At 40.3% G+C, this 12,034-nt stretch carries 15 protein-coding genes; 12 read left to right on the plus strand and 3 right to left on the minus strand.

The annotated features are described in order from the left end of the window. The first annotated feature begins 132 nt into the window (after positions 1-132). The 11 genes from DESACI_RS07910 (at position 133) to DESACI_RS07955 (ending at position 9,680) form a co-directional block, all read left to right on the plus strand. A complete protein-coding gene (locus DESACI_RS07910) occupies positions 133-1,851 on the plus strand; it encodes a long-chain fatty acid--CoA ligase (RefSeq protein WP_014826660.1) in 1,719 nt (572 codons plus the stop codon). A gap of 26 nt (positions 1,852-1,877) precedes the next feature. Then, positions 1,878-2,858 carry a phosphotriesterase family protein gene (locus DESACI_RS07915; protein WP_014826661.1) on the plus strand — a complete coding sequence of 327 codons (981 nt, stop codon included), beginning with the start codon at positions 1,878-1,880 and terminating at the stop codon, positions 2,856-2,858. A gap of 951 nt (positions 2,859-3,809) precedes the next feature. After that, the gene (locus DESACI_RS07920) at positions 3,810-4,199 is read left to right on the plus strand and encodes a c-type cytochrome (protein ID WP_014826664.1); all 390 of its coding nucleotides are present in this window, start codon (positions 3,810-3,812) and stop codon (positions 4,197-4,199) included. A gap of 58 nt (positions 4,200-4,257) precedes the next feature. Beyond that, on the plus strand, positions 4,258-5,133 hold the full coding sequence (locus tag DESACI_RS07925) for a hypothetical protein (protein WP_014826665.1): 876 nt from the start codon (positions 4,258-4,260) through the stop codon (positions 5,131-5,133). 89 nt (positions 5,134-5,222) lie between these two features. Continuing rightward, positions 5,223-5,588, plus strand: coding sequence for an ABC transporter permease subunit (locus DESACI_RS25435; RefSeq protein ID WP_148271282.1), 366 nt, complete (start codon positions 5,223-5,225; stop codon positions 5,586-5,588). Beyond that, positions 5,570-5,956, plus strand: coding sequence for an ABC transporter permease subunit (locus DESACI_RS25440; protein WP_207643919.1), 387 nt, complete (start codon positions 5,570-5,572; stop codon positions 5,954-5,956). The genes DESACI_RS25435 and DESACI_RS25440 overlap by 19 nt, the downstream gene beginning before the upstream one ends. A 119-nt stretch (positions 5,957-6,075) precedes the next feature. Next, positions 6,076-6,636 (plus strand): arsinothricin resistance N-acetyltransferase ArsN1 family B, encoded by a 561-nt coding sequence (locus DESACI_RS07935; protein ID WP_014826666.1) that lies wholly within the window; start codon positions 6,076-6,078, stop codon positions 6,634-6,636. 136 nt (positions 6,637-6,772) lie between these two features. Further along, on the plus strand, positions 6,773-7,135 hold the full coding sequence (locus DESACI_RS07940; RefSeq protein ID WP_014826667.1) for a TfoX/Sxy family protein: 363 nt from the start codon (positions 6,773-6,775) through the stop codon (positions 7,133-7,135). A 17-nt stretch (positions 7,136-7,152) separates the two neighbouring features. Next, positions 7,153-8,388: an anion transporter gene (locus tag DESACI_RS07945; protein WP_427846741.1), complete on the plus strand. Its 1,236-nt coding sequence runs from the start codon at positions 7,153-7,155 to the stop codon at positions 8,386-8,388. Positions 8,389-8,553: 165 nt separating this feature from the next. Further along, positions 8,554-9,246 (plus strand): M14 family metallopeptidase, encoded by a 693-nt coding sequence (locus tag DESACI_RS07950; protein WP_014826669.1) that lies wholly within the window; start codon positions 8,554-8,556, stop codon positions 9,244-9,246. Between the two features lie 224 nt (positions 9,247-9,470). Next, positions 9,471-9,680 (plus strand): DUF5808 domain-containing protein, encoded by a 210-nt coding sequence (locus tag DESACI_RS07955; RefSeq protein WP_041276011.1) that lies wholly within the window; start codon positions 9,471-9,473, stop codon positions 9,678-9,680. A 176-nt stretch (positions 9,681-9,856) separates the two neighbouring features. Here DESACI_RS07955 and DESACI_RS25445 read toward each other — a convergent pair whose 3' ends face one another. The 3 genes from DESACI_RS25445 to DESACI_RS07965 form a co-directional block, all read right to left on the minus strand. Continuing rightward, a complete protein-coding gene (locus tag DESACI_RS25445; RefSeq protein WP_014826671.1) occupies positions 9,857-9,982 on the minus strand; it encodes a hypothetical protein in 126 nt (41 codons plus the stop codon). Between the two features lie 69 nt (positions 9,983-10,051). Then, positions 10,052-10,192 (minus strand): hypothetical protein, encoded by a 141-nt coding sequence (locus tag DESACI_RS24770; RefSeq protein WP_014826672.1) that lies wholly within the window; start codon positions 10,190-10,192, stop codon positions 10,052-10,054. 575 nt (positions 10,193-10,767) lie between these two features. Continuing rightward, entirely contained in the window at positions 10,768-11,685 is a 918-nt protein-coding gene (locus DESACI_RS07965; RefSeq protein WP_014826674.1) for a 1,4-dihydroxy-2-naphthoate polyprenyltransferase, read from the minus strand. 129 nt (positions 11,686-11,814) lie between these two features. On the opposite strand from DESACI_RS07965, the gene DESACI_RS24490 reads away from it, so the two are divergent. Then, positions 11,815-11,973, plus strand: coding sequence for an NADPH-dependent FMN reductase family protein (locus tag DESACI_RS24490; RefSeq protein WP_158310163.1), 159 nt, complete (start codon positions 11,815-11,817; stop codon positions 11,971-11,973). The last annotated feature ends 61 nt before the right edge of the window (positions 11,974-12,034 follow it).

Here is a 12,034-nt window from a genome sequence, read left to right on the forward strand (position 1 = left end):
TGTTCGCTTGAGTAAATGGAATCTTTCCAAATTATTGGAATATTCTTATTAAAACAGAAAGGTTAGCGGGGAAATGAACAAAGTGATTGATTTAAAAGATATGCCTATTTACTATGCGAGGAGTTGAAACTAATGAAAGTTACTCGCCATTATGAATTTTGGCCAAAACGAATGCCAAAGGTGTTAGATGTACCTAAGACTAGTTTGTATGATAACCTTGATGTTTCAGCACGGAGGTATCCGGAAAAGACTGCCATCGAATACTACGGCGGGTCAATTACATATGAGCGCCTTAAACTTGAAGTTGATTTCGTGGCAGGCTTTTTACAAAGTCAGTTAAAAGTTAAGAAAAATGACCGGGTATTGCTCCTTATGCAAAACTCTCCGCAGTTCATAATCGCCTATTATGCTATTTTAAGGGCAAATGCCATCGTTGTTCCGATGAGTCCGATGAATGTTACAAATGAATTGGATTTTTATATCAATGACTGTAAAGCAAACGTTGCTTTTGTTGGACAAGAACTCTATGAGAATATTGCTCCGTTGCAGAATACTACATTTCTAAAACATGTTATCATCGCAGCTTATAGTGAGTATATATCGCCTGAGTTTGATTTAGAGATTCCTGCTGAAGTACGAGCATCACCCGCAAATTTTTCGAAGAGTGATTTGATTTATTGGCGAGAAGCAATTTCTGCCGGCTTAGCACCGGGCGAACTGATTGTAAATAATCATGATCTAGCTATTTTGCCTTATACGTCGGGGACAACCGGGATACCTAAAGGATGTGTTCATACTCACGAATCAGTTAATGCCAACACTGTTGGTTCGGCAGCCTGGGGCTCAATGACTGCAAACACGGCCTCTTTGGTCACGCTGCCTTTATTTCATGTAACAGGAATGCAGCATAGCATGAATGCCCCGATTTTCTCCGGAGGAACGATGGTATTGCTTACTCGCTGGAACAGGGAATTGGCTGCAGCCTTGATTGAACGTTTCCAATGTACTCATTGGGTAAACATAGCGACGATGGTAATTGATTTTCTTGCCAATCCTAATATAAAAAACTATAATGTCCAATCTCTTTCATATGTGGGAGGTGGCGGTGCTCCGCTGCCAGAAGCCCTTGGTGAAAAGATGTTTCAACTTTTAGGGGTGAGATATGTTGAAGGGTACGGTTTGAGTGAGACAATTTCTCAAGTCCATTTTAATCCTCCGGACAGACCCAAATTGCAATGTCTGGGGATTCCGTCCTTTAACGTTGATGCCAGGATCATTGATACTGAAACTCATCAAGAATTGGGAGCTGGTGAAACAGGTGAATTGGTGGTCAATGGACCACAGGTCATGGAAGAATATTGGGAACGACCAGAAGAAACAAAGGCAGCGTTTTTGACAATTGAAGGAAAACGTTTTTTCCGCACGGGTGACATTGCCAAATATGATGAAGATGGGTATTTTTTTCTAGTTGATCGAATAAAGCGCATGATTAATGCCTCAGGTTTTAAAGTCTGGCCTACAGAAGTGGAGTCCATTATGTTCAAACATCCAGCGATTCGACAGACCTGCGTGATTGGCGTGTCGGATTCTAAAAGAGGAGAAACTGTCAAAGCCTTTGTTATCTTACACGAAAAAGAACGAGGGAAAGTGACGGAACAAGACATAATTGAATGGACTAAGAATAATATGTCTTCTTATAAATATCCGCGCATCGTTCAATTGGTCGAGAACCTGCCTATGTCAGCTAGTGGTAAAGTTCTCTGGCGTAAGTTACAAGAACAAGAAAAGGAAAGGAAAGGTTCCAAGAGGCAGCTTTTAAGTGATGGAATATCCCTAGTGAGGAAGCTGTAATTATGAAATGAAAGGTGGAATGGTCAGTGCCAAGAACGGTTAATACTGTGATGGGTCCTATAAGTACCGAAGCATTAGGAAAAACCCTGATCCATGAACATTTTGTCTTTGGTTATCCTGGTTTTGAAGGAGATACTACTTTAGGTGAATTTGATCGGAACACGGCCTTACAGGTGGGGATTGGGGTTGCGGAAAAGCTCAAAACGTTTGATGTGAAAACAGTCGTCGATGCCACAACGAATGAATGTGGCAGAAATCCTGAACTTTTAAAGGAAATCTCTGAAAGGACAGGGCTGCAAATTGTCTGTTCTACCGGTTATTATTATGAGGGAGAGTCAGCACCAGCATATTTTAAATTTCGAGCCGCCTTGGGTGATGTAGAATCCGAAATCTATGAAATGTATATGCAGGAGATTACTAAAGGGATTGGAAAAACGGGCGTAAAAGCAGGAGTTATAAAACTGGCATCAAGTAAAGATAACATAACGGATTATGAAAAAATGTTTTTCCGAGCAGCGGCCAAGGCTCAAAAAGACACTGACGTGACAATCATAACTCACACTCAAGAAGGAACCATGGGGGCTGAACAAGCAGAATTACTTATTTCATTAGGTGCCGATCCTAACAGAATTTTAATTGGCCATATGTGTGGTAATGTTAACTTTGAAGATCACATCCGTGTTTTAAAAACCGGAGTTTTTGTTGGATTTGATCGCTTTGGGTTGGAAAGAATGGTCGGAGCACCTCTTGATTCTGAGCGAGAGGCAGTTTTAATGAATTTGATGTTTCACGGGTATGAAAAGCAACTTATGATCTCCCAGGACTCTGTAAGTTATTGGTTAGGAAGACCCCTTGTTTTGCCGCCGGTTGTCCAACAGGTTGTGGCTAAATGGCATCCTGCTCACATTTTTGAAGATGTAATTCCTATATTGAAAATAGCAGGAATTACAGAGGAACAGATTGATACTCTCCTAATAGAGAATCCTCGCAGATTATTTGGCAATTAACCCGTTGCCTAACGTATCTTAAATTAGCTAAAGCCTCCGAAGCCAGGGGAAGACTGAAAAGCAGGGATGAAAATATCCACCTGAGAGCGGGGTTAAAGCGGCTTTGCGAGAAATGAAATCCAGAGTGTGTTGCTCTGGATTTTCACATATAAAAATGGAAAAGGTTTGTCTAGGTACATGGTATAATTAGGAATAGGCTTGATGGAGGGTGTTGGTGGGGAAGTTAAAATCGTGAACTAAAGGAGTCATGGCGTATGGAATTTATTATTGAGGATAAAGCAAAAAATACAATTGAAGAAAATGGGGGGAATTTGATTATTAAAAAAGAAATCACTTATAGTTGAAATGGCTGGATCAGCAGACTCTGGTCAGAGGTCGATAACAAAATGAAAAGTACAAAGTTTTATGATGAGTTTCAACATCAGGGAATTATAATATTTATTGATAAAACCTTGAATGTTTCTCATCAAATTCATATTGATTTAAAATCAGATCACTCTTTTGGGGAACCATTATTTACAATTAAAGGTGTGTCCATTTAAAAAATTGAGGCCAATTCACCGCTCATACCACTTGAGCCCCAGCTGCCCTCAAGAATAAATAGCAGCCTTGAATAAAGGTTAGTAGGTTTTTGAGAGCCATTTGTGAATGATGGTTTATTCTTACTACCGATCATGTTCTTGTAAAAAGTTACTTATAAAAACACTTGCCGTCAATTTGGCAAGTGTTTTTATTTAAGCTTGGACAAAATCTCATACATATTATTTGGCTTAAAGGAAAAAATTTGTATAGTTCATAAATTCATGAGGGCGGCGGGGAATATAAAGCTTTCAAGGGCCATTAAGTAAGTCTCAAGTAACGCTATCAATAAATTAATCGGGATATCTAGAAGTAAAAGCATCGAGCGATTACCCTGCTTGATAAAGAACTTTAAAGAGGGTTGGTGAAGAAATGCTTCGAACAAAAGTCTGGAGAAACTTAATTATTTCTATCGCAGTAACAATTATTGCTGTAGCAGTATTAACACAGTCCATTCAGTCTGCTCAAACTTCCCCGTCGAACCAAGCGAGTCAAACCCCTGCCTCAAATACGTCTTCCACGTCTTCCAGCCCGACTCAAGTAAGCGGTGTTAATTTATATAACACGTATTGCTCGGCTTGTCATGGTTCCAATGGTTCCGGGGCGAGCGGACCGGCCCTTAACACGGGAAGTTGGTCTGATTCATCCAAGGTTCAGGCTATCGTTAAATCGGGTAAGGGAGGTATGCCCGGTTTTCAAGGACAGTTAAGTGATCCTCAAATAAAAGCAATTGGCGATTATGTAGCTGCACTTAAAAAATAAACATGAGGTGTAGTTGAACATAGCTGGAATGTAGAAACGTTGAAAGGAAGAATGAGTTTTGGAATCAAATATTGCATCAGTCTTCTCTTACAAATGGATAACTAAAGAGCCAATTAAGCTTTCGATTGAAAAAACTCGTTTAATTTTGCTTTTTCTTGCCCTGAATTATTTAATTGTATTTTTAGATGTGACGATTGCCCATGCAGCGGATGCTTTTTCGCCGGTTTACGAATGGATTCCAGTTGTATTTTGTCCGCTCGCAGCTATTGCTGCTCTTCTTCTCTTATTCAGACCAAAGCCAGGCATTATAAATACTCTGCATATGGGGCTTAATTTGCTTGGCATATGTATCGGAGTGCTAGGGTTTATCTTTCATCTAACAGGTGTAATAGGTGGTAACTCCTTTAGCCTCACTAAATTGATAGGCGGTAATCCCGTTTTCGCCCCTTTGGCTTTCATTGCCCTGGGAATTATCGGTGCTATTACCGGGATGGACGATCGCCCACGTCTAAAAAGATATGGACTGACACAAAAAACACGTTGGCTGCTTATGGCAACAGCTTTCTGGTTTTTTGCTACGGCCCTAGTTGCCTTTTTTGATCATGCCAGTACTCGATTCGGCAATTTTTACACATGGTTTCCCGTTTATATTGGATTTTTTGCCGCAAGTGTTGTTTTCCTCCAGGCGTATTCTTCCTCAGATAAAATGACTTCGCGGCTTTTTACTATAACCATGGTACTGAGCATGTTAATTGGTTTGTTAGGTTTCATTCTTCACCTTTCGGCAGATGCATCAGGAGGATTCAGCTGGAGAAGAGTATTTTATGGTGCCCCCGGATTAGCCCCACTCCTTTTTTGCGATCTGGCCATATGGGGAGGCCTTGTCTACTTAGACCCTATTGTTTCGCAGATAAGGAAGAATAGCGCGGGCTAATTTAAATCAACCAGTACTTCAGTTATTCGCCGACAGTCCCGGACTGCAAGCCGTCGCCAGAGGGTATTTTTTTCGGGCTTTCTTTAGCCATGTCGATCTTTAGTGTTATCTCTCCGGGAGCTACTGATATTCAAGTTAGTCGTGTTGGGGTGAGTATGCTCAATTTAGCGACTCTGCTTGTGCCTCTGATTAGTTTAATTATCAGTTCGCAAGGATTTGCTGCTGAATTTGAAGATGGAACCATGGACCTTATGCTCACGCAGCCTCTGCACTTTCGTCTAATATGTTTAGGCAGGATTTTAGGAGAGTGGTCAGCGGTTGCGGCCGCCTTATTGATAGGGTACGGAGCCTCTGGGGCTGTTTTAATGTTAATGTCATCGGGGCATCAAGTCCTCCCCTTTATTATTTTAATGTTATTATTTCCTTGGCCCTGGCCTTGGTATTTATTACCTTAGGAACTTTAATCTCCATTAAAGCGAAGAACCGGATGGTAGCCTTGTTTGGAGCTTTAGCTTTGTGGTTTTTGATGATTATCCTTTATGATTTGATCGTGGTTCAAACCTTAATGTTAACAACGGGAACAACAACGATGGCTTTGCTCTACGGAATTCTGATCTTGAATCCTACCGACCTGCTAAGGATTTTAGCAAATCGATTAACTCAAAAGAAGGAACTTTTTGGTCCCTCTCAAGAGGCGATGAGTGCTTTGCCTGGTTTTCATGGACCAGTTTTGGCCGTATTAGGTTGGGCTGTTTGGATTATAGCTATTTATTTATGGACGATCAGAAGTTTAAGAAAACGTGTGTATTCAACACTACATTAACAAGGTAATTTAATTGACAAAGGGAGAATTCAAAATTAATATAGTAATGTTAGGCAAAGGCGCCGTTAAGTTTGATAACTGACGGCGTCTTTTTCATACTTTAAAAGAGGTGTATTATTATGATTAGACTTGCTAATAAGCAAGACACGGTACAAATTCTTGACATTTATAGACCCTACGTTGAAGATACATCAATTTCTTTTGAAACAGATGTTCCGTCCCATGATGAAATGGAGAAAAGAATTGATCGTGTATTGCAGAGAAATCCATGGTTAGTTTACGAAGATAGTAATGTAGTTTTAGGCTATGCCTACGCTTCTAAACATCGTGAACGAGCTGCGTACAGATGGTCGATCGACGTTTCTATCTACGTTAGGAAGGAATGCAGAGGAAAGGGAATCGGTAAGGCGTTATACACATCCTTGCTTCCCCTCTTAAAGCTCCAAGGTTATTGCAATGCTTACGCAGGGATCTGTTTGCCTAATGAATCAAGTGTTGGAATCCACGAGTATTTTGGTTTTAAGAAGATAGCCCAATATAATAAAGCAGGATACAAATTTGACCAATGGCATGATGTAGGATGGTGGGAGTTGTTTCTTAATCATCATTCGAATGAACCCACCGAACCAATTCCTTTAAGCTTGGTTGAACAATATAAGATACTTGAGGAACTTGGTTAAGATCACCACCTATTGGAGGGATTTTCTTGTATCTCAAAATAGATGATTTATCTGGGCCACAAGTTGCTGAATTCGTGAGAGAGCATCTTCAGAGAAATAGGAAAGGCTTGATAAACCTTAATTCGGGAGGAAGAACATGGCAGTAAGTGAGAGCTTCAAAAAATATGTTGTAGACCAACTTGGAAAATTAGGTTATGTAACGGTCAAAAAGATGTTTGGCGGAGTGAGTATTTACTATGAAGGTTTGATTTTCGGAATACTTGCAAATGACGTCCTTTATTTTAAGGTGGATGACTCTAATAAGACAGATTATGTTATGGCAGGAATGCAACCATTCAAGCCATTTGATGACAAGCCCACGGTAATGCCATATTATGAGGTTCCAGTTGATATTTTGGAAAACAGAGAACGGTTAGCGGAGTGGGCTATAAAAGCTTTATTTGCATCAAGAAATAATCTCTCAAAGCCTAAAAAACGAAAGCGTACTTTAGAGAGTTAGCCCGTTGAAGAAAGAAAGTGCACAATTTGATTATTTCAGGATTGATTCTAACATTATCTATGCTAGTTTTTGCTATTGGAAAAAGTCCGGTTTTTAGGGTGGATCGCGCCGGAATTGCAATTATAGGTGCCGCTCTAACAGTGGGAACGGGAGTTATGAGCTTCGATCAGGCGGCTCAGGCTGTAGATTACCGGACAATAATACTGTTATTTTCAATGATGATCATTACGTCCTACTTAAATATGTCTGGGTTCTTTCAACTAGCCGGAAACCAATTCCTCAGTCGTTTGAACGGTAAAAATCAATTATTGTTTATGGTCATTCTAATCACAGGGATATTGTCTGCCTTCTTTATTAACGACATTGTCTGTTTGCTCCTAACCCCTATTGTGATTATGATTACTAGGCGGGCAAGGTTAAATCCCACGCCTTACTTACTAGGAGTAGCGGCCGCTTCGAATATAGGCAGTGCTGCCACCTTGATTGGTAATCCTCAGAATATCTTAATTGAAAGCCTTTCACGTATTAATTTTGGCTGGTATATGGCGTTGGCGATACCAATCTCCCTTGTAGGACTTGTGCTTATATACGTGTTACTTAGTTGGATATACAAAGAGGAACTGAGCGGCCAACTTCCTGAGTTTCAACCGATGACAGGGGTCGTACACGGATATTTAGTCAAGAAAGGTTTAGTTGTAGTATTTCTAGTTTTGGTAGGATTTTTGATGGGATTTGATCCAGCGATTGTTGCCAGTCTGGGAGCAGCCTATTTGCTTATAACGCGCAGAGTTAAACCGAATAAAATATATCGCGGGATAGACTTTAATCTTTTGGTCATATTCATTGGATTATTTGTAATTATTGGTGGAGTTGAGCATAGTGGCTTGCTTATGTTACTTATGCATACACCATGGATGAAGAGTGTCCAAAATTTACAGGTGTTTTCGATTTTAACTGTGGTGCTTTCAAATATTGTGAGTAATGTACCAGCTGTAATGCTGCTGAAATATTTGGTTCCAGTCCATATGGGACATGTTTGGTGGGCTGCATTAGCTATATTCAGTACGGTTGCAGGGAATCTTACACTGACTGGTTCAATTGCAAATTTAATTGTTGTTGAGCTTGCTAAAAAAGAAAATGTGGAGATAAAATTTTTGACATACCTCAAAATTGGACTCCCGTTGACAGTAAGCATGGTGTTTATAGCGCTTTTGTATTTTGCAATAATAACAAAGATATTCCATATTGCTTAAAACCAGGGGTGTTTCGTCATCCAAAAGGAAAATCTTGTGTTTTGAACTTTTCTTTTAGTAGAAACTACAATATAGTCCTAAATTGGAGAGGAAAATATTCACGATTTTTTTACCGTTTGCAAAACGAATGATATCCGTTGAGTAACGAATTCTGGGGGCATTACTTTGGACAATCATGAAGATATTTTAGAAGAGTTCAGTCGGTCTCGCATCAATGATGAAGCAGTGAATGTAGAAAAAGTCTATTTTTATAAGACGGACAAGAGAGTTAACCCTAAGCAAGAGGACCCCTTTTGGGTCTCAATTGGAAAGTTGCCAGTTTTGGTATCAGCCCCTCATGCGGTTAGACACTATAGACAAAAGAAGATTAAGATGTCCGATCAATTCACTGGGTCGACAGTGTACCTGTTAAATCAACTAACAGGTTGTCATGCCATCGCAGTGACTAATCTATACGGTGGGGATCCAAATTTTGATGATCCTTGTATCTACAAAGAGAGAATCGCTGAGATTTGTAAAAGGGAAAATGTAAAATTCTTACTTGATATTCATGGAGCTGCACGCGAGCGTGAATTCGATGTGGATTTTGGTACCAATCGCGGGAAAACCCTTTTAAAAACGAGTATGCTTGAATTGGTCGAGCGTAACTTTCAAGCCTTTGGATTAAACAGATTAACCCATGACCATTTTGCTTCTGCAGGGCCAAATACCATCACAAGTTTTGTCGCTCGTGAATTAGGAATTCCAGCATTACAAATAGAGATAAACAAGCAATATAGGGTACCAGCGCAAAATCCAAAGGGGTTTCACCGTATGCTAGGGGCTTTAATGTTAAGTGTCAGAGAATTAGCTCGATAAGCATGCGGCAATCCGATTCTTGCGGATTGGAATACAAAATTAAATTTGTCCTTACAAGGGGGCCTGCTAGTTATATACGCACTAGTAATTAAAATTTTTATGGAAGGTCAGTTTGGATTACTAATTTATGGGTTCTATTATTTGAGATTCGCGCTGCTGTTAATGATATAATGATGGCATTGGGATGTAGAATGATAATTTCGACGGTAAAAAGAGGGATGGTCTTGGCAAAAAGAAAATGGACCATAGAAGAAGTGGAAGAGTATCGGCGAGATCACAATCAATATTTCTTCTATTACAACAAAGAGGATGCTAATTTTCTTGTTCCAAAAGCAAATGGACTGGGAAAGACCAACAACTGGGCGCATCCGCTTTCGGGTGTTATTGTCATTGTGGTTTTAGCTCTCATGGTCTACCATGCATTTTTTAAGTAAGTGTCTTTGGTGTAAATCTTTGAAAAGCTGGCGGACGTCCGCTTGTCCTATCAAGTCGTGAAGATGAACGGAAAAGTATATTTAGAATAAGTAAGAGGCACTTTTCGTGGGTGGAGTGAAGGGCAGGTGCAGCTGTCATCTAAAAAAGAGGGGGAGTAACCCCTCTGCTAAGCATATTAAAACCATCCATAGGGATATGGGGGATAAGCGTAGGGATAAGCTGATGGGTAATAGCGAGGTCTTGCTATTGTAGCTCCTAAACCTAAACCCAGAGCAAAGGGAAGAAATCCAAAACCTAACATGAGATCAACTCCTTTTTGTGCCTAAGAAGGCTACCACCTTTATCGATGATAGCCTTTGCAGTCATGATTTTAGAAGATTACGCCTAAAGCAATAAGAATCAAAATTGCAATTGCTATGATTCCAACACCCACGCCTGCTCCAACACCATAAGCAGCGACAGGGGGATGACAACATACTCCGCTCATTCCGCCATAACCCATTCCGTACATAATAATCCCTCCAATAATTTAGAATACGATTCCGAGTGCAATCAGAAGCAGAATAATTACAACAACGATAGCAATTCCAGCACCAAAACCTGTGCCACAAGCACCAGCAACACCTGTACCAAATGCCATTGTTATTTCCTCCTTTACCAGATCTGCTACATAATATGTAATAAATGGATATCTTGGAATTTGTCTTACGAAGGATTACTTTTATTTAAGTTATAACTCACATATTGACACTCCCTAGTTGAGATCTATGTGGCTCCTGACAGAGTTTCGGAAATTCTTACTGAACTCGAACGTTATGGTGTGACGATATAGACTATACCCGGATATTACTTAAGTTAAAGATCAAATCAACTTGGAAGTTCAAGAGGAGGGTCAGTTGCCTACCCCATGAAAAATGCCCCTCTTTTAAGCAAATGCACTCCACTTTAGCAAAAGTGGAGTGCATTGTTAATTTGTATGATTATGGAGTTATTAGACGATACCCTGTTCGATGATTGATGCGATTAATGGTCTGGATGATAAGCAAGTATCATGGGCAGGCACCGAAAGGCGGCCCGTAAGTGCAGTTATTTTGTTATAAATAGTCCCAAACATAATAACAATCCAAAAATAGTATTAGTTTGAGCCGTTACTTTTACATATGGCATCATCTGTATGGGAAGGTTAAGGCCGACAAAACCTTTCACCGCTTGGATTGCCTTAGGGATACTCAATAAAACGAGCAGAAGCCAGGGGCTGACTGAACTGCTAAGGACCAACCCGATGACCCAGAGATAAGCAATAGCAAACATAATTCCTAACCCGAAAACAGCATACTCGTGGCCAAGCAAAATAGCCATGGTTTTTCGTCCTGAAGCCTTATCTCCGTCGAGATCGCGAATGTTATTGGCCATATTGATGGCTCCGACTAAAATCCCGGTGGGGACAGAAACGAGGATGCTTTTCCCGTTAACTTGTCCTGTCTGAATGAAAAACGATATGAGGATAAAAAAGGTTCCCATGAACAAACCAGAAAAAACCTCACCTAAAGGGGTATATGCTATGGGCAAAGGTCCTCCGGTGTATAGATAGCCAATGAGCATTCCAGCGAGCCCGATTAAGGCTAACCACCAGCTGCTATTAGCACAGATGTACACGCCTAAAATTATAGATAAGCCGTAGCAAACCAGGGCGAGCAGCATGACAGTTTTTGGCCGGAATCCTTCTCTAACGATAGCTCCGCCGATACCAATAGAGTCTTGGGTATCCAATCCGCGTTTGAAATCATAGTACTCGTTAAACAAATTAGTGGCAATTTGGATGAAAAGACAGGCCACAAGCATAGCCAGAAAAAGTAGTAAGTGGACACTTTTATTATGCAGAGACAGAGTCGTACCAATTAGTACGGGGATGACTGATGCAGTTAACGTATGGGGGCGGGTTATTTTCCATAAAACCTTTGATGTACGACGGTTCTGTGGTACAGAATATTGCAGGTTATTCATACCTACGCTCCTTTCGGGTAAAGATCACTTCGATGGTCTTGTCCGGATAAATAGAATTAGTATGTTTTTATTATGGCACCATAAGAGAGAGAATCCAATAAAAAATTATCAAACTTAATGCAATGAGTATTGAGGCAAACACATGGAGGTGGCGGATTTGGGCAAATTGAAAATGAAATAGCCAAAGAGTGCTTGGGAGCAACAATTTTACCTGGTATTGCCCTAAACGGTACATTTTCAGCGGATGAAGTTGCCAATTGGCTTAAGACCTTTGATAGGGTAAACTAAAGAACCCCTTTCGGTAACGGGTTATTTTATACCGAAAGGGGTTCTTTATCTTTTACGGCGA

The sequence above is a fragment of the Desulfosporosinus acidiphilus SJ4 genome (assembly GCF_000255115.2).
GTDB classification, from domain to species: Bacteria; Bacillota; Desulfitobacteriia; order Desulfitobacteriales; family Desulfitobacteriaceae; genus Desulfosporosinus; species Desulfosporosinus acidiphilus.